The sequence below is a fragment of the Pseudomonas sp. GW821-FHT11D10 genome (assembly GCF_058808435.1).
Map to the genome: position 1 here is coordinate 361,669 of NZ_JBXARR010000003.1, position 21,676 is coordinate 383,344.

Consider the following 21,676-nt stretch of genomic DNA (forward strand, 5'->3'; position numbering starts at 1 on the left):
CCAAACGGCAAGCAACGTTGTCGCGCCTGAAATCTGTATCAGGCATTCACTATGAACAAGGAGCTTTACCATGTCTCGAGTCACGGATGTGCTGGTCACGATCGACACCGAAACCATTCTGAAAAAGTATCCCAACGTCAGCAAAGACCCGAAGAGTCCGACGCTGATCGATTGGCAACACGTGTACATGGTCACCAACCAGGACAACGTGGTCAGCGGCCAGGCCGGTGGCGAACTGGACCTCAAGGCACAGGTCGGTGACCTGATCCGCTGGCGTGAAACCAGCCTGTCGCAAAGCTTCGAAACCGCCGTGATCTTCTACAAGTTCATCGGCAACCAGGGCGCCGACCTGATCTCCCCACCCTCGCCGCGCAAGGCTACGGCCTGCGTTGCAGTGCCAAACACCAGCAATCCTTCGGTGCCCAGCTGCCAGAAAGTCGATAACCACTATTGGTCATCGGAAACCCTTTCGTGCGGTCGCGTGACCTATCACTTCCACTTCCTGATCGTCGACCGCAACTGCCAGATCATCGGTTGCTGCTCGTGGGATCCGTTCATTTCCATTCACAACTGACGTGGCTTCGGGCTCTTTGGCGACAAAGGGCCCGACGGATTCGCTACCGCCTCGGCCATACCAGGATGCACGGCCGGCCGAAGCGGTTGGCGTCTTGCGCCAACATCATGAAAGGAATCCATGATGACCTCCGAACCGATCCCCTCACCGTCTTCCATCACCGAGAACGCGCACAATATTCTGTTGATCGTCGATGCCGAATCAATACGCTCGCGCTATCCGGACCCCAGCCTGAATTCCGAATCGCCGACAACCATCAGTGATGGATTCGTCTTTTTCACCGCAGGTAACGAAGCAAACAAAATAGCTATAAATGACAGCAAAGTTGCTTTACCTGTCGACATTGGTCGTATTGTTCATTTTCGCGGAAGAACGGTCAGTCTCATCGCCGAACATAGCGTTGTGGTCTACGGCATGAAGGTCGACACAAACACCGTACTTTCAGATCCGGCTCTGCAAGTGCACCCGGACCTCACGGTCCCCGCCCCCAACCCGGATAAACCGACTGAACCGGGCAGCCAGAAGGCCCACGATCACTTCTGGGCGTGCACACCCAAAGCCCCAGGCACGGCAAAGCTCGAACTGGAGTTCATGCTGGTCAACCAGCAATGCGAGGCTGTGGGGTACTTCAGCTGGACCACTGAAGTTGAGGTGACGAACTGAGCCACAAAAAACCGGCCGCATGGGCCGGTTTTTTTTCAGTCGTGGTAGTCGCCCCGTAAGGCCACGAACTTTGTGAGTAGAATTTTCCGCACCCCCCCGATGTCTGAATTTCAAGCTCCCCCCAACAAGGAACACGGCCATGAAATTCGCAAAGATTTCGCAAACGCTGGCGCTCTGGGCCGGCAGTCCCAAGACGTTCATGGGGGCTTTGATTCTGATCGGGCTCTGGGGGTTGAGCGGGCCGATTTTCGATTACAACGACACCTGGCAACTGATCATCAACACCTCGACCACGATCATCACGTTCCTGATGGTGTTCCTGATCCAGAACACCCAGAACCGCGACACCGACATCCTGCATCTGAAACTCGATGAGTTGCTGCGGGTGAACAAGGAGGCGCAGAACGCGATGCTTGGGCTGGAGTCACTGGATCTCAAGCAGCTGGAAGCGTTGCGTCGGCATTACCGGGCAATGGGTGAAAACGAGGTGTTTGACCTGGAAGGTCTGGGGGACAAAAGCAAGCCGAAGCAGGATCTGAATGAATGCTGACAGGCAAAAAAAACGGCGCTAAAAAAGCGCCGTTTTTTTTGCTGCGGATTCAGCGACTGGCCTGAAGAGCTCGAGCCATTTCCAGATGACTCTGCAGTTTCGGCAGGGTCTCGTCGGCAAATGCCTTGATCTCCGGCACGTCGGTGGTCTGGGCTTCCTGCTGGATCTGTTCGATGGCTTCCTCCGTAGCCTTGACCTGACTGGCGGCGTAGGCCTGATCGAAGCTGGCGCCTTCTTTGACTTCCGGCATCAACGTCTTGGCCTTGTCGGCGACTTCTTCACGGGGTGCCACCGGCAGATCCAGTTTCTTGGCAATTTTCGCCAGGTGCTGGTTGGCGGTGGTGCGGTCGTTGATGACGACGATGGTGTAATCCTTGACCTCTTTGGACTCGGCCTTGCTGTGCGCCAGACGACTGGCCTCGATATCGGCCATGCCTTTGGCCGAGGCTTCGTTGATGAAGTCGGCGGGCGACTGGGCAAACGCGCTGCTGGCAAACAACCCCAGCAGGCTGACAAAACTGATGTGGCGTACTCGGGTGGCCATCCGGCTCATGGTCGCGCCCTCCTTCTTTGCAGATTCAAGCGGGAGCTTGCGCCCCCGCCTCTCAATCAAAACAACCTTCGCCGACTACTTCGATTTCTGAGCAGGCTTGCGGCCCATGTCGGTTTTTGGCTCTTTGTCGACAGTCGTGGTGGTGGTTTTCCCACCTTTGCGACCGGCTTCAGACGCCTTCGTTCGATCGTTGGCGAAGTTTCCCGAGTTCGAGTTTCTTGAGTTAGGCATGATTCTCTACCTCTTGGCATTGATCGTAAGCGAGCAGGTGCCCGCCTAGATTGAGAATTTCCTGACCGCCAAAGGTTTAGAAAAGTTGCCGTCGCCGCGACGAACGGTGCCTCGCTGATCAGCTGTCGAGTGCCCGATGATTCAGGCGTTTGGCGGCGTACATGGCCTGGTCGGCGTGACGGAACAGTTGCTGTTCCTCGTCGCCATGCTCGGGATATCGGGCCACGCCAATGCTCGGTTCGATGTGCAGGTTGTGCCCATCCAGGCGCATGGGTTGCACCAGGACCAGTCGGATTTTTTCCGCCACGCTGTCGGCATCGTCGGCGGCGTGGACGCTGTGCAGCAGCACCACGAATTCGTCGCCACCGATCCGCGCCACGGTGTCGGTCTCGCGCACGCAGCCCTTGAGCCGGTTGGCGACCGTCTGCAGCAGCATGTCGCCGACCCCATGGCCAAAGGTGTCGTTGACCTGCTTGAAGCGATCCAGATCGACATACAGCAGCGCCATGTGCCCGGACTGATCCCGCGCATGGCTCAGCGCGGCCTTGAGCCGGTCGCGCAGCAGTTCGCGGTTGGGCAGCTGGGTCAGTTGATCGTATTGCGCCATGCGTCGCAGGCGGGCGTGCAGTTGCTGGCGCTCGATGGCGGTGGCGACCTGGGCGCAGACGTATTGCAGCAGTTCCTTGTCGCGCTCGGTGTAGCGCTCGCCGCCGGGCAGGCTTTTGACGATCAGCGCGCCGATGGTACGGTCTTTCGAACTCAGCGGTACGCCGAGCCAGCACGGCGATTGCTGCCCGGCCACCAGCGCGGCGAACTCCGGCGGCGCGTGGGGGCAATCCGGGGTCAGGAGGATCGGCTGACCGCTGCGGATCACTTCCGCACACAGGCGCCCGGTGACGGTACCGGGTTGCTCCGGTTGCAACTCGTCATCGTCGACGTGATAGGGAAAATTCAGCTGCGCGCAATGTTCGTCGTACAGCGCCACGGAGAAATTCAGCGCCGGCAGCCACTCGCCGATGATCAGGTGGATGCGCTTGAACAGCGCCAGCAGATCCTCCGCCGCATGGGCCGCTTCGGAGATCGCGTACAGCGCCGCCTGACGGGATTCGGCGAGTTTGCGCTCGGTGATGTCACGGGCCACGGCGATGCGCAGTTGATCGACTTCCGACCAGCGCGCCGACCACAGGATGTGCACGAGGCTGCCGTCCTTGCGCACGTAACGGTTTTCGAAATTGTGCTTGGGCTCGCCGCCCATGATGTCGCTCGCGGCGGCCAGGGTGCGCTCACGGTCGGCCGGGTAGACGTAGTCGATCATCGACTGGCCGATCAGTTCGTCAGGCGTGTAGCCGAGAATCCGCTCGCAGGCCGCGCTGACAAAAACGAAACGACCTTGCTTGTCGACCGCGCAAACGGCGTCCAGCAACAGATCGATGTAACTCGCCAGCGGCGCGGAATTTCGGCTTTCCATGGTTCAGCGTGGGTGTCCGGGCAATGCAGCACTGTTCAACCATCCGTGACCTCGACCTCGCATCCCAGCGACTGTTTTCAAGCCTTGTTCGGCATCAACCCCGGCAGCGCATGCACCAGCGCGTTGATGGCAAAACCGATGAACATGATCCCGCACAACCGGGTAATCGCCAGTTCATGACGCTGGTACAGCGTACGCACCTGGCGCGCCCCGACGATGCCAATGAGGATAGCGTAGGCGAGCAATCCGCCGAGGAAACTCAAGGCGATCAGCATTGGCAGCATCGACCAGTTGAGCAGTTCGGCGCGGCTCGACAGCAGCGCAGTGAACGTCGCCACCGCCACCGGGTAAGCCTTGGGGTTGGTCAGGCCGAACAGGATGCCGTGCCAGAACGGCTGACGCGCCGCGCCCTGCGGCTGATCGCCGTTGCTGCGCTTGGCCCGCACCGCGCGCCAGCCGAGCCAGAACAGGTACAGGCCGCTGAGCACGCCGAGCACATCGAACGCGGTGCTGCCGATTTCCCGGGCGCCGACAATCGCGATCAGCGCGGTGCTGCACCAGATCACATCGCCCAGCAGATGCCCGCACAGGAACCCCGCACCGGCCCGCCGCCCACGTGCGGCGCCGATGCCGAACACCGCCAGCACACCCGGCCCCGGCGTGATGCCGTAGATGAAACCCGAGGCCAGCACGGCCATTAGCAACGATGGAGTCATGGAAAACCTGCAAGTCCCGGAAAACGTGGCCGCCAGTCTATCCCAGCGGTTTGTGAATATTCACGACTCGTTGAAAAAACGCATGCCCGCGTAGGGCTTTTGCCGACACGCGGCCAGTCGCGAGGCCAGATCGCCGACGTGGGCTTCGAGTTTGTGCCCGTCCGGGTCGAGAAAGTAGAACGACGCGCCTTCGCTGCGGTTGTCACGCCATTCCTGGACGTTGGCGGCGCGCAGCTGTTGCACGAACAGCGGGAAATCCGCCGCGCCGAGGCTGAAGGCGTAGTGGGTGTAGTCGGCGGCGGGTTCGGGTTGGCGCTTCGGGTCGAGGGACAGGCACAACCACAGGCCCGGGAGCGACAGATAGGCACCGGCGTCCCAGGTGGCCTCGACCCGCAGCTTCAGCACGTCGCGGTAGAACCCGAGGCTGCGGTCCAGGTCGGTGACGGCGAGGGTCAGGTGGTTGAGGCCGGTGAGCATCGGGTCAGTAACCTCTGAGGTCTTCGGGAATGGTGTATTGCTTGCCGTCGTAGGTCAGGGTGATTTGGGTTTTAGTCAGGTCGGTGGTTTTGGAAACGCACTCTTTGCCTGACTGGGTCGAGGTGTACACCACACCACTTGAGGAAACGATCAGGTCAGCAAAGCCATTATGGCTGGATGGGCCGATTTCCACGGCCCTGAGGATTTTCGTGTCCCTGGTTTCGCACTCACCGGTACCCTCGCCAAATTCCTTCCGAATGACCAGACCTTCCAGCACCGGACGTAACTTGCTGCCTTCGCGTACATACAGCGCCAAATCGGTTTTTGCGTAAGGGTTGGCCCGAGAAAGCTGATCGGCAAACTTCGTACGCAAGCCAAATGCGCGAACGTCGGACGCCAGGCGATAGCGAGCCGTGTCGATGGTCAGGTCCTCGAAACGGATGGCATCGGAGTTGTAGGCTCCAGGCTTGACGTAACTCGCCAACGGCTTGGCATTCGCGGCGTTGAGGAGCGACAACTCAAGATCGAAAACGCCGTCGTGATCACCTTCGGAGTCGGACACGAATGTAGATTTCGCCGAGATCGCCTTGTCCGGGAAGGCCGGCCACACTTTGCAGCGTGACAGGGAGTGACCGTCGAATTTCTTTATCTCACAGGCGGCGTGGGCCTGAGTGGTGACGGCCAGAAAGCCGAGGACGATAAGAAGTCGGGTTGGTGTAAACATGGCTCTTCCTTGAAATAAGTCGCGTTGGCTCTGTATCACTCGATGGCTTTGAAACCTTTAGGCAAGACGTAGGATTTTCCGTCGTAGCGAAGGGGTGTCAGCACCATCCCACGCCCCCAGACTTCACTGTCACGCCCCGCTCCTTGATGTTTTTCAGCCGCGCACTATCCCCTGCTCAATCCGTTGATTCAACCAGTTCAACGCCTGATCCCCACCCCGCCGCTTGTGCCACGCCGAGACAAAGGTGAACGGCGCGATCTCGAACGGTGGCGGCACAACGATCAGCGATTCGTCATCCACATCATTCAGCGCCCGCGAAGCCACGGTCAGTATCAGATTCGTTCCGCTGATGAAGCGTGGCGCAACGCTCCAGTGCGGCAGGCTGATGGCCACGCGGCGGCGTTCGCGCAGGGCGGTCAGGGTGCGTTCGATTTCCGGAGTACCGCTGCCGCGCATTTCCAGCAACACGTGCGGGCGTGACAGGTAGGTCGGCAGGTCGAGCTGGCCGTCGGCCGGCAAGCTGTGGCGATCGAGCAAGCACACGTAGCGCTCCTCGAACAGCGGCGTGCTGCGCAGTTCACCGGGCAATTCGGGGAGCACGCCGGCAGCGAGGTCGATGTCGCCGTTGAGCAGGCCTTCGACCATGCCTTCGCGGCTGGCGTGGCTGATTTGCAGATCGATACCCGGTGCTTCCGCTCGCAAGGTGCGAATCAGCCCGGGCAGGATGATCGCCGCGCCGTAATCCGACATCGCGAGGCGAAAGGTACGACGCGCGCTGGCAGGATCAAACGTGTTCGGCGCCAGCAGCGATTGCACCTGAGCCAGGGTTTCGGCCAGCGGCGCCGCCAGCTCCAGCGCCCGCGCGGTGGGCACCAGCCCCGAACCGGCACGCACCAGCAATGGATCACCGAGCAAGTCGCGCAGACGCGCCAACGCGTGGCTGACCGCCGGTTGGCTCAGGTGCAGACGCTCGGCAGCGCGGGTCACGTGTTGCTCGCTTAGCAAGGCGTCGAGGATCACCAGCAGGTTGAGGTCGATGCGGCGCAAGTCATTCATTCGATGCATGTTCCGGATACCAAAACAGAATTTAAATCTGCGCGACGAATAGCCTAGAGTCCAGCAAAACCTTGCCGGAGAACGATCATGGGAACGATGCAGTGGGTCGGTTTGCTGCTGTTGGCGGTATTCGCCGGGGCGGTGGTGCCGTTTCAGAGTGCGATCAACATCAATCTGGCGCGGGGGTTGGGGCATCCGCTGTGGGCGACGCTGACCTCACTGGTGGTGAGCGTGCTGGTGCTGTTGCCGGTGATTGTCGCCCTGCGCCTGCCGTTGCCGTCGCTGCCCCTCGCCGGCAAGCTGCCGTTGTGGATGTGGACCGGCGGCGCGTTCGGGGTGTGCTTCGTCGCATTGGCGGTGGTGTTGCTGCCGAAGCTGGGGGCTTCGGGATTTCTGGCGCTGGCTTTGGCCGGGCAAATGATCACGTCAATCGTGCTGGATCACTTCGGCCTGTTCGGGCTGGTGGAGAAACAGCTGACATTGCCGCGTGTGTTCGGCGCAGTATTGTTGATGGCAGGAGTGGCGCTGATTCAGTTCTCCCCCGCAATAGAAAAGAGCGCCGCCGCCGTTGGATGAGGGTTCAGGCGTAGGCTCTCCGGCGCCGGATTTGTCAGGCATTTCATCACCTGCTGGCCCGGCAAGGCTTCGCCCTACAAGTAAATCTCCAACGGCCCTCAACGCTATCGGACACAGCCGATTCTGACCCTGCACAGCTCTCTGTAAAGTCTGGCAACACACACAAATTGCAACACCCCATGGATTGCCACGCTCAAGGAGAGCTGCCTTTGAATCATCTGCCGGAATCCGCCAATACGTTTACCAACTACCGCAAAGTCATCGCCCTGGCAGACCACGATTGGGAAGCCGCCGAAGCCGGAAAAATCGCCGCCCTCAACGTCGAGGTCAAAGGCTGCAATCACTTGCTCGATCAGCACGGGCGCCAATTTCATCATTTCTGCACCACGTCCTATCTGGGTCTCGATCACCACCCCGCCCTGCTTGAAGGCGCCATCGCGGCGCTGCGTGAAACCGGGACACTGCGCGTTGCCAACTCGAAAAACCGCTGCAAGCTGGCACTGCTCGATCAGTACGAAAACGAGCTGTCGCAATTGTTTGGCGCGGTGTGTCTGAGCAGTCTGTCCTGCAGCGCCGCGAGCGCGGGCGTCCTGCCACTGCTGGCCAGTGGCGTGTTCACGCACAACCGTCCGCCGGTGATGGTGTTCGATCGCCTGGCCCACTATTCGATGCATCACCTGAAAGCCAGTTGTGCCGACGAAACCCAGGTACTGACCTGCCCTCACAACGACATGGATTTTCTCGAATCAGTGTGCCAGCGCCACACCACCGTCGCCTATATCGCCGACGGTGCCTACAGCATGGGCGGCGTCGCCAATCTGGACGGTCTGTTGTATCTGAAGGAGCGTTATGGCCTGTATCTATATCTCGATGACTCCCACGCGTTGTCGGCGGTGGGCAGCAACGGCGCCGGCCTTGTGCGGCCAAGAATGCCGGCGCTGGAAGAGGATTGTCTGATCGTCGCTTCGCTGGCCAAATCGTTTGGGGCCAGCGGCGGTCTGGTGATGCTCGGCAATCAGCGGCAGAAGAAATTGATCCAGCGTTACGGCGGGCCGAGCAACTGGTCGCAAAGCCTCAATTGCGCGGCCATTGGTGCGGGCCTCGCGTCGATCCAGCTGCATCGCAGTGCAGAACTGAGGGCCCTGCAGGTTCGGCTTCAGGCCAATATTCGCCTGTTCGACAGCCTGTTGAGCACCGAACAGCACGGCAGCCCCATGGCCATCCGTTTGATCCACTGCGGCGAGGCCGCTCTAGCCACCCGAATCGCCATTGAACTGGCCGAACACGGCTTTTTCACCAGTGCGGTATTTTTCCCGGTGGTGGCCCAGGGTAAAGCCGCGATTCGCGTTACTCTGCGCGCCGACATGGAATCGCCCCTGATCCACCACTTCTGTGATTTGATCACCGGACTGTTACTGACTCACTGCGGCCATCGCGACCGCTGAACCTTCATGGACGACTCATGAACCCCGGACTCATCCTGCTCATCACCTGCTCCACCGTGTTCCTCGCCCAGTTGGGCATGAGCATCTACCTGCCGGCGTTGCCGCAGATCGCCGGGCATTTGCAGGTCGATGCTCCGCAGGTGGCCTGGGGGTTGTCGCTGTACCTGATCGGCATGGCGCTGCCGATGCTGCTCTGGGGCAGCCTGGCGCAGCGCATCGGCCGCAAGCCGGTGCTGCTGGCGGCGCTGGGGATTTATGGCCTGGCGAACCTGGCGCTGCCACTGGGTGCGACGCTGGAGTCGTTCCTGCTGCTGCGACTGGTTCAGGGGATTGGCGCCAGCGGCATTTCGGTGATGGCGCGGGTGCTGATTCGTGACAGTTTCCGGGGCGATCTGCTGGCCAAGGCGTTGTCATGGATTTCGATTTCGTTCGTTGTCGCGCTCGGCATCGGGCAATACGCCGGTTCACTCATTCAGGTGACGCTGGGCTGGCAGGCGATCTTCTATCTGCTGGGTGCGGTCAGCCTGCTGATGGCCGCGACAGTCTCGCGTCTGAATTTTCCGAAACTCGTCGAAGCGCCCACAACCGCTTCGCCCTGGGCGGTCTACCGAACGATCCTGACCCATCGGGCGTTTCTGCTGCCGGCGCTCGCGGGCGGTCTGGGTTACGGCGTAATCATCGCGTTCAACAGCGCTGCGCCGTTGATTCTGCAAGGCCCGTTCGGTTGGTCGACGACCGAATACGGACTGTTGGGCTGGCCGATCAGCGCGGCGTATTTTCTGGGGGCCCTGGCGGTCAATCGCTTTGTGCTGCGTACCGGTCAGCACCGGTTGATGGCACTGGGGGTCGGGCTGGTGATGGCCGGCACTGGCGTGATGCTGGCTGGCAGCCTGTTTGCCGGCTCGATGGCCTGGCTGCTTTGGTTGCCTTACTGCGTCGCCGTGTTCGGCCAGTCGCTGAACTATCCGATCAGCCTGTCACGGGCCAACGATGGCGCGCCGATTGCCGGCGCCTACGCGATGGCCCTGAGCGGTTTCATCCACCAATTGATGGCCGCACTGATCGGCGCGGTGGCCAGCCTGTTCGCCAGTCCGCAAGCTTGGCCGCTGTCGCTGCTGTGTTGTGTACTGGCGTTGAGCGCGGTGCTCTGCACGAGGTTCACGCCCGATCGCCAGCCCGCTTAAAACGCGCTGCGGAAAATCTCCTCGATCTGCCGCTGATCCGCCGCCCGTGGATTGGTGAAGCCGCACGCGTCTTTCAGGGCGTTGGCGGCGAGCACCGGAATGTCGGTGCACTTGGCGCCCAGATCACGCAGGCCGCCGGGAATCTCGACGTCTCTGGCCAGGCAACGGATCGCGGCAATCGCGGCCTGCGCGCCCTCTTCCGGACTGAACCCGCGAATATCGGCGCCCATGGCGTGGGCCACATCAGTCAGGCGATCGGCACAGACCAGCGCGTTGAACGTCTGCACATGCGGCAACAACACCGCGTTGCACACCCCGTGGGGCAGATCGTAGAAACCGCCCAACTGGTGCGCCATCGCATGCACGTAGCCGAGGGACGCATTGTTGAACGCCATGCCCGCGAGGAACTGCGCGTACGCCATGTTTTCCCGCGCAGCCAGATCGCTGCCGTCGCGCACGGCCAGGCGCAGGTTGTTGCTGATCAGGGTCATGGCCTTCAGCGCGCAGGCGTCGGTGATCGGGTTGGCGGCGGTGGAAACGTAAGCTTCGATCGCGTGGGTCAGCGCGTCCATGCCGGTGGCGGCGGTCAGGCCCTTCGGCATGGCGACCATCAGCGCCGGGTCGTTGACCGACAGCAGCGGCGTGACGTTGCGGTCGACGATGGCCATTTTCACGTGGCGGGTTTCGTCGGTGATGATGCAGAAACGGGTCATCTCGCTGGCCGTGCCCGCAGTGGTGTTGATGGCGATCAACGGCAATTGCGGCTTGGCCGATTGATCGACGCCTTCGTAGTCGCGGATCTGCCCGCCGTTGGTGGCGCACAACGCAATGCCCTTGGCGCAGTCGTGGGGCGAGCCGCCGCCGAGGGACACCACAAAATCACAGCGACTGTCCTTGAGCAGCGCCAGCCCGGCCTCGACGTTGGCGATGCTCGGGTTGGGTTTGGCGCCGTCGAAGATCACCGAATCGATGTCCTGCATCGCCAGTTTTTCGGCAATCATGGTCGCCACGCCAGCCTTGGCCAGGCCGGCGTCGGTGACGATCAGCGCCTTGCGAAAACCGTAGTTGCGGATGGCATTCATGGCGTCGTCGAGGCAGCCGCTGCCCATGATGTTGACGGCGGGAATGAAAAAGGTGCTGCTCATGGCGCGTCTCCTGACAGGGGCCGAATCGACTCCTGCGATCCGGCGGATACACACAGGATCGACCGATCGGTCACGGCGGATGTTGATCTGGCTCAATGCCCGCTCGTGATAAAGTCGCCGCCCATCTGCCCTTTGTTTTGAGACGTGCCCTGCAATGACCGATTTTCTGGATGTCGACGCCACACTCGAAGACTGGAACGCGTTGCGCGCCACCACCGACTTCAGCGGTCTGCTGCTGGGCAACGGCGCCAGTCGCGCGGTGTGGGACGATTTCGGCTACGACTCGCTGTTCGAAAACGCCCGCACGGTGGAAGAAAAACCCCTGAGCCCGTCGGAACTGAGCGTGTTCGACGCCATGCAGACGCGCAGTTTCGAGCAGGTGCTCGGCGCGCTGAAGACCACCAGCCGGGTCAACAAGGCACTGGCCGTCAGCTCGGCCGCGCCGCGCAACCGCTACTACGCGATCAAGGAAGCGCTGATCAACACCGTGCACGCGGTGCACATCCCGTGGCGGCTGATCGAAGCCTCGACCCTGGCGACCTTGAACAGCGAACTGGCGCGTTATCGCACAGTGTTCACCACCAACTACGACCTGCTCAATTACTGGGCCCTGCAACATCAGGGCGAGGCGATCGACGACTTGTTCAACGGCCCCGACGCCAGTTTCGATCTGTGCGAAAGCCACACTGAAAAACCGCGTCTGCTGTACCTGCACGGCGGTCTGCATCTGGTGCGCAACCAGGACGGCACCGCGCGCAAACTGACCGCCACCGAGGGCACGCTGCTCGGCAGTTTTGCGATCAACAACACGATCAAGACACTCGACGACGTACCGTTGTTCGTCAATGAAGGGCCGAGCACCGACAAGCTCAAGACCATCCGCAGTTCCGATTACCTGTCGTTCTGCTACGACCAGTTACTCGGTCACGGCGACAACCTGTGCATCTTCGGTCACGCTCTGGGCGAACAGGACAGCCACCTCGTGCGCGCCCTGCGTCTGGCGAAACCGAAGACCGTGGCGATTTCGATCTACCCGCGCAGCGCGGCGTTCATCCAGCACCAGAAGCGCCACTACGCGAAGGTGTTCGAGGGCACGGGCGTCGAATTGCGGTTCTTTGATTCCAAGAGCCATGCGCTGGGCCATCCGAAGCTGTCGGTGCCGGTCGAGGTCTGATCACTCCTCGCTGCTGTGCACCACCACCAGCAACTGCGCCTGCACCTCGCCCACTGAGCGGATGCGATGGGGTTTCTGCGCATTGAAGTGCAGCGCATCGCCCCGCTCCAGTAGCACCCGTTCGTTCACGAAGTCCACTTCAACCTGGCCTTCGTGGACGAACAGAAACTCCTCGCCCAAGTGTTCCTTGAAGGTTTTGTCAGTGAATTCGCTCGGCGGATAAATGATGAACGGCAGCAGGCTGCGTTCGCTGACCTGATGGGCCAACACCGCGTAGCCGGGGCTGTGGTCGTTGGCCGCCAGCGACTGGCGTTCGTGACTGCGCACCAGGCTGTAGCTGTCGAGGCTGACATTGTCTTCGGAGAACAGCTCCTCGACTTTCACGTTCAGCGCCTTGGCCAGCTTCAGTGCGGCGGCAATCGACGGCGTGTTCAACCCGCGCTCGACCTTCGACAGGTAACTCTTGGTCATGCCGGATTTCTCGGCCAGCGCCTCAAGGGTTACGCCAAGTTTTTTTCTCAATAATTTCAAACGGATAGACATGCGAAGCGATTAATCCAGCAAAGGAAAGACGATTTGTCCTTGCCAATGACACAAAGTGTCATATAGCCTCTTAAGTGTCATCCATGGCAACCACCACAGGACACGGATATGGCGAAGACATTAGCACTACCCAAAGACGAACTGGTCAAGCAAGCGCTGACCCAGATGCAAAAAAGCCTGGCGGATAATACGTGGACAGACCGGCAAAAGCTGGCCCTGACCTGCCGGATCCTGTTCGAGAACGGCCACGATTCGGGCCTTGCCGGGCAGATCACCGCCCGTGGCCCGCAGCCGGGCACTTACTACACTCAGCAACTGGGGCTGGGTTTCGACGAAATCACCGCGAGCAATCTGCTGCTGGTCAACGAAGACCTGGAAGTGCTCGAAGGCCACGGCATGGCCAACCCGGCCAACCGTTTCCACAGCTGGGTGTACCGCGCCCGGCCGGACGTGAACTGCATCATCCACACTCACCCGACGCACATTGCCGCGCTGTCGATGCTGGAAGTGCCGCTGCAGATTTCCCACATGGACCTGTGCCCGCTGTACGACGATTGCGCGTTCCTTGAAGGCTGGCCGGGTGTGCCGGTGGGCAACGAAGAAGGCGAGTTGATTGCCGGGGCGTTGGGCGACAAACGGGCGATCCTGCTTTCCCACCATGGTCAGTTGTCCACCGGGACGACCATCGAGGAAGCCTGTGTCATCGCGCAACTGATCGAGCGCGCCGCCAAACTGCAATTGCTGGCGATGGCTGCCGGGGCGATCAAGCCGATCATTCCCGAGCTGGCTCGCGAGGCCCATGACTGGGTCTCCAAACCGAAACGCCACGCCGCGGCCTTCAACTACTACGCCCGGCAGAACCTGCGTCAGCACGCCGATTGCCTGAACTGAACACCTCATCCTTGCGGAGCACTCTCATGTCCAATATTCACGGCATCATCGGCTACACCATCACCCCGTTCGGCGCCAATGGCGAAGGCGTTGACCTGCCGGCCCTCGGCCGCTCCATCGACCGCCTGATCGCCGGCGGCGTTCACGCCATCGCGCCACTGGGCAGCACCGGCGAAGGCGCCTACCTGAGCGATGCGGAGTGGGATCAGGTCGCCGAGTTCAGCATCAAGCACGTCGCCAAGCGCGTGCCGACCGTAGTCAGCGTGTCCGACCTGACCACCGCCAAAGCGGTACGCCGCGCGCGTTTCGCCGAAGCCCATGGCGCCGACGTGGTGATGGTGCTTCCGACGTCTTACTGGAAGCTGACCGAAGCGGAAATCCTCGCCCACTACCGCGCCATCGGCGACAGCATCGGCGTGCCGATCATGCTCTACAACAACCCGGCCACCAGCGGCACCGACATGTCGGTGGAGCTGATCCTGCGCATCGTCAACGGCGTGGAGAACGTGACCATGGTCAAGGAGAGCACCGGCGACATCCAGCGCATGCACAAGCTGCAACTGCTCGGCGAAGGCCGGGTGCCGTTCTACAACGGCTGCAACCCGCTGGCGCTGGAGGCGTTCGCCGCCGGGGCCAAGGGTTGGTGCACGGCAGCGCCGAACCTGATTCCGCAGCTCAATCTGGATTTGTACGAAGCCACACTGGCGGGGGATCTGGGCAAGGCGCGTGAGCTGTTCTACCGCCAGTTGCCGCTGCTGGACTTCATCCTCAAGGGCGGGTTGCCGGCGACGATCAAAGCCGGTCTGCGACTGACCGATCTGGAAGTCGGCGATCCGCGTTTGCCGGTGTTCCCGCTGGCTGAGGCCGGGCGTACGCAATTGCGGGCATTGCTGAACACCTTGCGCTGAACAAAAAAATCCCGCCTGGGTCATGCCGGGCGGGATTTTTTGTGGCCGTCGATCAGAGGCTGGCGGCGCGTTTCATGGCTTCGCGGTGGAACGGCTGATCCTTGAGAATCTGCGCGATGAACGTGTCGCTGATCAAGCGCATGTGTTCGAACTGACCGCCCGAGGGGTTGAATGCACCGCGCCAGGATTCGGTGTGGTTTTTCACGGTGTAGATGCCCAGCATCTGCTTGCCATGGCTGAGGCTGAACACCACCGTGCTGTCGAAACTCACTGGCACCGGCACCAGAAACATGGTGAAGGCGCTCAGAAGCATCTGCGGCTGAATCCCGCCGACATCGCTGTTGGCGACTACCAGTACGTTGTAGCCGTCTTCGCTGCGATCGGCCTTCACTTCTTCAAAGGTGCCACGCCGACGCAGCTCGTCACGCAGCATCCAGCTCGGCATCCCGATCACACTGACATTGATCGCTGGCAGTTGCTGGCTGCTGTAATCGACATCCGGCGCCTTCAGCGAATGGGTGGCCTGGCAACCGCCGAGCAACAGAAGCAGGCCCAGAAGCAGACGTTTGATGAACATCAGAATTTCCCCGAGAGCATGGCTTTGTAGACGGAGGCGCTGGTGCCGTTCTCTTCGCGAATGAACGGTGTGGCGGTGTACAGGTTCGGCATATCCAGCCGTTGCAGGTCGGGCACCTGCGGGTATTGGGCCCGTACCAGCGCCGAGTCGCGCTCCAGGTGATCGCTGTGCAGGAACAGGCAGGTGCTGTCGCTGGGGGACACGCAGCCGGCGCGGAAGTCACCGATGTAATAAGCCTTGCCCGCTTCGAGCTGCATGCCGATGGTGAAGTCTTCACGGCTCCAGGACACCGACCTGCCGCGATCGAATCGCACGTTGTAGATCTCGTAGCGTCCGGGTTTGAGCGGCATCACGAACAGCGTGCCGATTCCGCGTCCGGTCTCGCGCACGTCCCGTGCCGTGCGGGCATAGAACTCGTTGTGCAGGCGCGCGCTGGCGAATTCGTCACTGCCACGCTTGCGGATCAGCAGCATCTGTTCCTGGGCCGCATAGGCCGCTTTCGGCCAGATGCCGACCACACCCACCAGATACGCTGTGCCGGAATCGGCACTCGGTGCGAGTTCATCATCGATTTGTGTCGGGGACAGGCTATAGCAGCCGCTCAAGCCGAGCAGCAGGGTCAGGACAGCGAAAAAGCGGATCATTGGCGGGAAAACTCTGGCGGCAGTTGTTCAGGAAATCCGCGAAAGAGTCATCTCGGCGCCCCTTCCATGGATTGGGCGCGGAGGATAAGCGAAATGATGGCACATAGCCAGAATTCAGTCGCCAAAGATTTGGCGACCGAATGTCACGGGAGGGTCAAAGCACCGGCAGGGTTTTGTCCTTGATCACCTTCGACGGCCCGTTGGCCTTGACGCTGGCAATGCCTTTGGCACACGCCGCGTCCGATGAATAGGATTCGCTGCTGCCGATGATCTGGTGATTGGCCGCCTTGAGGTTGAAGTAGGGATGGCCGTCCTTCGTCGATTTTTTCTCGTAGCGTTCGTCCAGCGGGCTGTTGGTCTGCACCGAGGCAATGCCGTTTTCTGCGGCCGTGCGGGTGGTGTACAGCTCGCTGGTCAGAATGGTTTCGGCATTCGCCGCTTTCAGCACGAACTTGTACTGGCCGTTGCTGCTTTTGCTCAACTCATACCATCCGGACATGTTGCTTCTCCTTATCGATGTGTCACAGGGTGATTTTGGTTCCAAGCAAACCGAGGAAACCGGCCAGCCATTTAGGGTGCGCCGGCCAGGCGGGCGCGGTGGCCAGGTTGCCCTGGACATGACCGTCCGTGACCGGGATGTCGATGTAGGTGCCGCCGGCCAACCGGACTTCCGGGGCACAGGCCGGATACGCGCTGCACTCGCGGCCTTCGAGAATCCCCGCTGCTGCCAGCAGTTGCGCGCCGTGACAGACAGCGGCAATCGGCTTGCCGGCCTTGTCGAAAGCTCGCACCAGTTCGAGGACTTTTTCGTTCAGCCGCAGGTATTCCGGCGCACGGCCACCGGGCACCAGCAGTGCGTCGTAATCCTTGGCATCGACCTTGGCGAAATCGAAGTTCAGGGCGAACTGGTGACCGGGTTTCTCGCTGTAGGTCTGATCGCCTTCAAAGTCATGAATCGCGGTGCGCACGGTCTTGCCGGCAGCTTTATCCGGGCACACGGCATGCACGGTGTGCCCGACCATTTGCAGGGCCTGGAACGGCACCATCACTTCGTAGTCTTCGACGTAATCGCCGACCAGCATCAGTATCTTTTTCGCGGCCATGGACAGGACTCCTCTGGTGAATGCGCAGGAATATTCACAGTAGCCCAAGGACCGCGATGGCGTTCGCAAACTGTATGGATAACTCTGCGCTCAGCTGTAACAGCCCGACTGCCGTGGTTTGTGGCTAGATGAAGACACCTCCCTGCCACCCTCGAATCTGGTTGCCCTCATGTCTTCGCGCGAAAACACCGGCATGGCCCTCGGCCTGCTCGGCGTGGTGATTTTCAGCCTTACCCTGCCCTTCACCCGCATCGTGGTGCAGGAACTGCACCCGCTGCTCAATGGCCTGGGCCGCGCGTTGTTCGCGGCGATTCCGGCAGCGGCGCTGCTGTTGTGGCGTCGGGAAAAGTGGCCGACCTGGAAGCAAGTCAAAGGCCTGAGTCTGGTGATCGCCGGGGTGATTCTAGGTTTCCCGGTCCTGTCGGCATGGGCCATGCAGACCTTGCCGGCGTCCCACGGTGCGCTGGTCAACGGTTTGCAGCCGCTGTGCGTGGCGCTGTACGCCGCGTGGCTGTCCCATGAACGTCCGTCGAAAGCCTTCTGGGCCTGCGCCGCGTTGGGCAGCGCGCTGGTGCTGGGTTATGCGTTGTACACCGGCGCCGGCAGCATTCAGGCCGGTGATTTGCTGATGTTGGGTGCGATTGCGGTGGGCGGTCTGGGTTATGCCGAGGGCGGACGGCTGGCCCGGGAGATGGGCGGCTGGCAGGTGATCTGCTGGGCGCTGGTGCTGTCGACGCCGCTGCTGATCGGCCCGGTGCTGTACCTGGCGTTGCAGCATCAGGGCGCGGTATCGACGAAAACCTGGTGGGCGTTCGGTTATGTCGCGCTGTTTTCGCAGTTTCTGGGCTTCTTCGCCTGGTACGCCGGGCTGGCCATGGGTGGCATTGCCCGGGTCAGTCAGATCCAGTTGTTGCAGATTTTCTTCACCATCGCGTTTTCCGCGCTGTTCTTCGGCGAACACGTGGAGCCGATTACCTGGTTGTTCGCCTGCGGGGTGATCGCGACGGTGATGCTCGGGCGCAAGACCGCGGTGCGCCCGGCGCAACCGGGCACGTTACCGGCCGGGGTTCAGCTCAAGCCTTGAGCTTCAGCAGGCCATCGGCGAGCAGCAGGGTTTCGAGGCAGTGCTCGCTGATCTGGTAGAACGCTTTCAATTCCTGAATTTTCAGCAGCAGCTGAGTCGGGTCCACCGGCTCGGCGCGCTTCACCGCCAGAATCATCTTGTTCTTGTTGGTGTGGTCCAGCGAGATGAACTCGAACACCTTGGTCTCGTAACCGCAGGCTTCAAGGAACAGCGCACGCAAGCTGTCGGTGACCATTTCGGCCTGCTGGCCCAGGTGCAGACCGTATTGCAGCATCGGTTTGAGCAGTGCCGGGCTCTGGATCTGCAAGCGGATCTGTTTGTGGCAGCACGGCGAGCACATGATGATCGAGGCGCCGGAGCGGATGCCGGTGTGGATCGCGTAGTCGGTGGCGATGTCGCAGGCATGCAGGGCGATCATCACGTCCAGCTCGCTCGGCGCGACGCTGCGCACATCACCGCATTTGAACACCAGCCCCGGGTGTTCCAGCTTCGCGGCGGCGGTGTTGCACAGGTTGACCATCTCTTCACGCAGCTCGACGCCGGTGACTTCGCCCTCGGCCTTCAACGTGTTGCGCAAATAGTCATGAATGGCGAACGTCAGATAACCCTTGCCCGAACCGAAATCCGCCACCCGCACCGGTTTGTCCAGGGCCAGCGGCGACGAGGTCAGCGCGTGGCTGAAGACTTCGATGAACTTGTTGATCTGCTTCCACTTGCGCGACATCGCCGGGATCAGCTCGTGCTGGGCGTTGGTCACGCCCAGATCCTTGAGGAACGGCCGGTTCAGATCGAGGAAGCGGTTTTTCTCGCGGTTATGCTCGGCGGACGGCACTTCGCGTAATTGCTGGGGTTTGCTCATGAACAGCGAGCTCTTGCCCTTTTTGCTGTATTCGAGCTGGGCTTCGTCCGTCAGAGCCAGCAAATGCGCATTTTTGAAAGAAGCCGGCAGCAATCCGGCAATCGTCTCTACCGCCTCGTCCAGCGGCAGGTTCTTGGTGATGTCGCGGGTCTTGTAGCGATAAACGAACGACAGGCACGGCTGCGCCTTGACCGTTACCGGTTTGATGATGATTCGCTGCAGGTCCGCTTCTTCGCCAACGTACTTGGCCAGCACCAGTTTGATGAAGCCGTTCTGTTCGAGGCTGGTTTGCAGCAGCTCGATGAACCGGGCGTGGTGATCGGGCGCCGGTTTGGCAGATGCGGAAGGAGCGGTAACGGACATGGGAAAAAGCGGCCTCGGACGGGCAAATCGGGAATGGCCGCTAGTTTAGGGGGGATGGCGTTCGAGGGCACGGCTAATTTCCCGAACGGCTTACCCCAGCACCACCAGACGATTCGGCAATTCATTGCGAACCTGCGTCACCGGCACATGCACCTTGAGCAACTCGCCGCACGCCTCGATACACGTGACAAACCCCTGCAACGTCTGCCCCTGCCGCACCTGCTCGGTAAAAGCCGCAACAATCGAATCCCAGCTCTTGTTGTCCAGCTTTCTGGAAATCCCTTCATCCACCAGAATTTCCACATACCGCTCCGCCTCGCAGACAAAAATCAGCATGCCGGTGCTGCCCACCGTGTGATGCAGGTTCTGTTCGAGAAACTGCCGCCGCGCCAGGTTCGAGGCGCGCCAGTGGCGGACGTGGCGAGGAATCAGATGGGTGGTGACCCTGGGCAGACGAAACACCAGGCACAGCACGACAAAACTGACCCACTGCACCAGCAACAGGCTGTGCATCGTCAGCCAGCCGGTCAGGTAATGCACGATCCCCGGCACCACCAGCGCCAGCAGGCTGGCCCACAGCAGCGGGATGTACGCGTAGTCGTCGGCGCGGGCCGCGAGCACCGTCACCAGTTCGGCGTCGGTGTCGCGCTCGACCCGGGCGATGGCCTCGGCGACCTTGCGTTGTTCGTGTTCAGTCAGTAATGCCATGTCGTGAAGTGCCTGCTCATTATTGTTATCACCAGCCGCCGGAGGACCCGCCCCCGCCGAAACTGCCACCGCCGCCGCTGAAGCCCCCGCCTCCACCGCCGCCGCCAAAACCTCCGCCACCAAAGCCGCCCCCTCCTCCGGAGCCGCCCCGGCCGGCGGGAAGGATACCGAGCATCTGGCAGACAAAAACAGTCAGGATGAACAACATCACCAGAAATACGAACAACGCCGGATGCCGCGAGACGAAATCATCGGCGGGATCGCCGGCCGATTCATACACCGTGGATGGTTCGTCCAGCGGATTGCCGCCCAGCACCACCAGCATCGCCGCCACGCCGTCACTGATGCCCTTGCTGAAATTGCCGGCCTTGAACGACGGCGTGATCACCTGATGGATGATCACCGAACTCTGGGCATCGGTCAGGCGATCCTCCAGCCCGTAACCGACTTCGATGCGCAATTTGCGCTCGTCCCGGGCGACGATCAACAGGGCGCCGTTGTTCTTGTCCTTCTGGCCGATGCCCCAGTGCCGGCCCAGTTCGACGCCGTAGTCCTCGATGGTCGAGCCCTGCAGATTCGGCAAGGTCACGACCACCAACTGCTCGCCGGTCGCCTGCTCGTGGGCCTGCAATTGCTGGCTCAGTTGCGCGCGCACCGACGGCTCGATCATCTGCGCGTCGTCCACCACCCGCCCGGTCAGCGCCGGGAAGGTCAACTCGGCCCGGGCGCTGACGGCGAACAGCCACAACATCAGCACCAGGCCCATCTTCAACACACGCATGGGCATCCCCGGCTCAGAACTTCACTTCCGGGGCCTTGTCCGCGCCGGGGCTGGTGGCTTCGAAGGTCTCGCGGATCGGCAGGTCGCTGTACATCACGCTGTGCCACAGGCGACCGGGAAAGGTGCGGATCTCGGTGTTGTACTTCTGCACTGCCAGAATGAAATCCCGGCGGGCCACGGCGATGCGGTTCTCCGTGCCCTCAAGTTGCGATTGCAGGGCGAGGAAGTTCTGGTTGGCCTTCAGGTCCGGATAGCGTTCGGACACCACCATTAACCGGCTCAAGGCGCCGGTCAGTTGATCCTGGGCCTGCTGGAATTGCTTGAGTTTTTCCGGGTTGTCGAGGGTGCTGGCATCGACCTGGATCGACGTCGCCTTGGCTCGCGCCTCGATAACTGCCGTCAGAGTTTCCTCTTCATGCTTGGCATAGCCCTTCACGGTTTCCACCAAGTTGGGGATCAGGTCGGCGCGCCGCTGGTACTGGTTCTGCACCTGGCCCCAGGCAGCCTTGGCCTGTTCGTCGAGGGTCGGAATGTTGTTGATGCCGCAAGCGGTCAACAACGTGGCCAGCACCAGCAAGGTGGCGACCTGCAAACGCGAGCGGTAGACAGGACTGACATTCATCGGACGGGTGCTCCCTTGCACATTTCATGAATAATGAATCGCGAAACATTCTCAGCC

27 protein-coding genes are annotated in these 21,676 nt (G+C 61.1%); 10 read left to right on the top strand and 17 right to left on the bottom strand.

Annotated features, from left to right (window positions below; all coding sequences use genetic code 11):
- The first annotated feature begins 70 nt into the window (after positions 1–70).
- The 3 genes from AC1RT4_RS11870 to AC1RT4_RS11880 all read left to right on the top strand — a co-directional run bounded on the left by AC1RT4_RS11870 (position 71) and on the right by AC1RT4_RS11880 (position 1,787).
- Entirely contained in the window at positions 71–574 is a 504-nt protein-coding gene (locus AC1RT4_RS11870) for an inclusion body family protein (RefSeq protein ID WP_493085447.1), read from the top strand.
- Between the two features lie 123 nt (positions 575–697).
- A complete protein-coding gene (locus tag AC1RT4_RS11875) occupies positions 698–1,237 on the top strand; it encodes an AidA/PixA family protein (protein WP_493085448.1) in 540 nt (179 codons plus the stop codon).
- 139 nt (positions 1,238–1,376) lie between these two features.
- Complete coding sequence (locus tag AC1RT4_RS11880) at positions 1,377–1,787, top strand: low affinity iron permease family protein (RefSeq protein WP_011332870.1); 411 nt, start codon at positions 1,377–1,379, stop codon at positions 1,785–1,787.
- A gap of 49 nt (positions 1,788–1,836) precedes the next feature.
- Here AC1RT4_RS11880 and AC1RT4_RS11885 read toward each other — a convergent pair whose 3' ends face one another.
- The 7 genes from AC1RT4_RS11885 to AC1RT4_RS11915 form a co-directional block, all read right to left on the bottom strand.
- Entirely contained in the window at positions 1,837–2,340 is a 504-nt protein-coding gene (locus tag AC1RT4_RS11885) for a DUF4142 domain-containing protein (RefSeq protein WP_493085449.1), read from the bottom strand.
- Positions 2,341–2,415: 75 nt separating this feature from the next.
- Positions 2,416–2,571 (bottom strand): KGG domain-containing protein, encoded by a 156-nt coding sequence (locus tag AC1RT4_RS11890; RefSeq protein WP_077045875.1) that lies wholly within the window; start codon positions 2,569–2,571, stop codon positions 2,416–2,418.
- 118 nt (positions 2,572–2,689) lie between these two features.
- Positions 2,690–4,039, bottom strand: a complete 1,350-nt coding sequence (locus tag AC1RT4_RS11895) for a sensor domain-containing protein (RefSeq protein WP_493085450.1) — start codon at positions 4,037–4,039, stop codon at positions 2,690–2,692.
- A gap of 77 nt (positions 4,040–4,116) precedes the next feature.
- Positions 4,117–4,755 (bottom strand): LysE family translocator, encoded by a 639-nt coding sequence (locus AC1RT4_RS11900; RefSeq protein WP_039772730.1) that lies wholly within the window; start codon positions 4,753–4,755, stop codon positions 4,117–4,119.
- Positions 4,756–4,815: 60 nt separating this feature from the next.
- The gene (gene fos / locus AC1RT4_RS11905) at positions 4,816–5,232 is read right to left on the bottom strand and encodes a fosfomycin resistance glutathione transferase (RefSeq protein WP_493085451.1); all 417 of its coding nucleotides are present in this window, start codon (positions 5,230–5,232) and stop codon (positions 4,816–4,818) included.
- Between the two features lie 4 nt (positions 5,233–5,236).
- Positions 5,237–5,956: a PA3715 family protein gene (locus AC1RT4_RS11910; RefSeq protein WP_493085452.1), complete on the bottom strand. Its 720-nt coding sequence runs from the start codon at positions 5,954–5,956 to the stop codon at positions 5,237–5,239.
- Between the two features lie 153 nt (positions 5,957–6,109).
- Complete coding sequence (locus AC1RT4_RS11915; protein WP_493085453.1) at positions 6,110–7,021, bottom strand: LysR family transcriptional regulator; 912 nt, start codon at positions 7,019–7,021, stop codon at positions 6,110–6,112.
- 78 nt (positions 7,022–7,099) lie between these two features.
- Between AC1RT4_RS11915 and AC1RT4_RS11920 the strand changes: the two genes are divergently transcribed.
- The 3 genes from AC1RT4_RS11920 to AC1RT4_RS11930 all read left to right on the top strand — a co-directional run bounded on the left by AC1RT4_RS11920 (position 7,100) and on the right by AC1RT4_RS11930 (position 10,217).
- Positions 7,100–7,588: a DMT family transporter gene (locus tag AC1RT4_RS11920; RefSeq protein ID WP_493085454.1), complete on the top strand. Its 489-nt coding sequence runs from the start codon at positions 7,100–7,102 to the stop codon at positions 7,586–7,588.
- Between the two features lie 209 nt (positions 7,589–7,797).
- Positions 7,798–9,033 (top strand): aminotransferase class I/II-fold pyridoxal phosphate-dependent enzyme, encoded by a 1,236-nt coding sequence (locus AC1RT4_RS11925; protein ID WP_493085455.1) that lies wholly within the window; start codon positions 7,798–7,800, stop codon positions 9,031–9,033.
- A 17-nt stretch (positions 9,034–9,050) separates the two neighbouring features.
- On the top strand, positions 9,051–10,217 hold the full coding sequence (locus AC1RT4_RS11930; RefSeq protein WP_493085456.1) for a multidrug effflux MFS transporter: 1,167 nt from the start codon (positions 9,051–9,053) through the stop codon (positions 10,215–10,217).
- Here AC1RT4_RS11930 and yiaY read toward each other — a convergent pair.
- Entirely contained in the window at positions 10,214–11,362 is a 1,149-nt protein-coding gene (gene yiaY / locus AC1RT4_RS11935; RefSeq protein WP_192563829.1) for an L-threonine dehydrogenase, read from the bottom strand. The two genes, AC1RT4_RS11930 and yiaY, sit on opposite strands and share 4 nt — an antisense overlap.
- A 154-nt stretch (positions 11,363–11,516) precedes the next feature.
- Between yiaY and AC1RT4_RS11940 the strand changes: the two genes are divergently transcribed.
- The gene (locus tag AC1RT4_RS11940) at positions 11,517–12,536 is read left to right on the top strand and encodes a DUF4917 family protein (RefSeq protein WP_493085457.1); all 1,020 of its coding nucleotides are present in this window, start codon (positions 11,517–11,519) and stop codon (positions 12,534–12,536) included.
- Here AC1RT4_RS11940 and AC1RT4_RS11945 read toward each other — a convergent pair whose 3' ends face one another.
- On the bottom strand, positions 12,537–13,079 hold the full coding sequence (locus tag AC1RT4_RS11945; RefSeq protein ID WP_007957913.1) for a helix-turn-helix domain-containing protein: 543 nt from the start codon (positions 13,077–13,079) through the stop codon (positions 12,537–12,539).
- A 108-nt stretch (positions 13,080–13,187) separates the two neighbouring features.
- Here AC1RT4_RS11945 and AC1RT4_RS11950 point away from each other — a divergent pair, with 108 nt between their 5' ends.
- Positions 13,188–13,970 carry an aldolase gene (locus AC1RT4_RS11950; RefSeq protein ID WP_493085458.1) on the top strand — a complete coding sequence of 261 codons (783 nt, stop codon included), beginning with the start codon at positions 13,188–13,190 and terminating at the stop codon, positions 13,968–13,970.
- 26 nt (positions 13,971–13,996) lie between these two features.
- On the top strand, positions 13,997–14,878 hold the full coding sequence (locus AC1RT4_RS11955; protein WP_493085459.1) for a dihydrodipicolinate synthase family protein: 882 nt from the start codon (positions 13,997–13,999) through the stop codon (positions 14,876–14,878).
- Positions 14,879–14,930: 52 nt separating this feature from the next.
- On the opposite strand, the gene AC1RT4_RS11960 is transcribed toward AC1RT4_RS11955, so the two are convergent.
- The 4 genes from AC1RT4_RS11960 to AC1RT4_RS11975 all read right to left on the bottom strand — a co-directional run bounded on the left by AC1RT4_RS11960 (position 14,931) and on the right by AC1RT4_RS11975 (position 17,202).
- Positions 14,931–15,455: a hypothetical protein gene (locus tag AC1RT4_RS11960; RefSeq protein WP_493085460.1), complete on the bottom strand. Its 525-nt coding sequence runs from the start codon at positions 15,453–15,455 to the stop codon at positions 14,931–14,933.
- The gene (locus AC1RT4_RS11965) at positions 15,455–16,099 is read right to left on the bottom strand and encodes a hypothetical protein (protein WP_493085461.1); all 645 of its coding nucleotides are present in this window, start codon (positions 16,097–16,099) and stop codon (positions 15,455–15,457) included. Before AC1RT4_RS11965 ends, AC1RT4_RS11960 begins: the two co-directional genes overlap by 1 nt.
- Before the next feature lie 154 nt (positions 16,100–16,253).
- Positions 16,254–16,598, bottom strand: coding sequence for a YegP family protein (locus tag AC1RT4_RS11970; RefSeq protein WP_201816721.1), 345 nt, complete (start codon positions 16,596–16,598; stop codon positions 16,254–16,256).
- A 22-nt stretch (positions 16,599–16,620) separates the two neighbouring features.
- Entirely contained in the window at positions 16,621–17,202 is a 582-nt protein-coding gene (locus AC1RT4_RS11975) for a DJ-1/PfpI family protein (protein ID WP_007957909.1), read from the bottom strand.
- 169 nt (positions 17,203–17,371) lie between these two features.
- Between AC1RT4_RS11975 and AC1RT4_RS11980 the strand changes: the two genes are divergently transcribed.
- Complete coding sequence (locus AC1RT4_RS11980) at positions 17,372–18,286, top strand: DMT family transporter (RefSeq protein WP_129972890.1); 915 nt, start codon at positions 17,372–17,374, stop codon at positions 18,284–18,286.
- Here AC1RT4_RS11980 and AC1RT4_RS11985 read toward each other — a convergent pair.
- The 4 genes from AC1RT4_RS11985 to AC1RT4_RS12000 all read right to left on the bottom strand — a co-directional run bounded on the left by AC1RT4_RS11985 (position 18,276) and on the right by AC1RT4_RS12000 (position 21,619).
- Complete coding sequence (locus AC1RT4_RS11985; protein ID WP_493085462.1) at positions 18,276–19,508, bottom strand: class I SAM-dependent methyltransferase; 1,233 nt, start codon at positions 19,506–19,508, stop codon at positions 18,276–18,278. The two genes, AC1RT4_RS11980 and AC1RT4_RS11985, sit on opposite strands and share 11 nt — an antisense overlap.
- 90 nt (positions 19,509–19,598) lie before the next feature.
- Complete coding sequence (locus tag AC1RT4_RS11990; RefSeq protein WP_492619710.1) at positions 19,599–20,216, bottom strand: TPM domain-containing protein; 618 nt, start codon at positions 20,214–20,216, stop codon at positions 19,599–19,601.
- A gap of 28 nt (positions 20,217–20,244) precedes the next feature.
- Positions 20,245–20,997 carry a TPM domain-containing protein gene (locus AC1RT4_RS11995; protein ID WP_115076848.1) on the bottom strand — a complete coding sequence of 251 codons (753 nt, stop codon included), beginning with the start codon at positions 20,995–20,997 and terminating at the stop codon, positions 20,245–20,247.
- Between the two features lie 13 nt (positions 20,998–21,010).
- Entirely contained in the window at positions 21,011–21,619 is a 609-nt protein-coding gene (locus AC1RT4_RS12000) for a LemA family protein (protein WP_007957897.1), read from the bottom strand.
- Positions 21,620–21,676 lie beyond the last annotated feature (57 nt).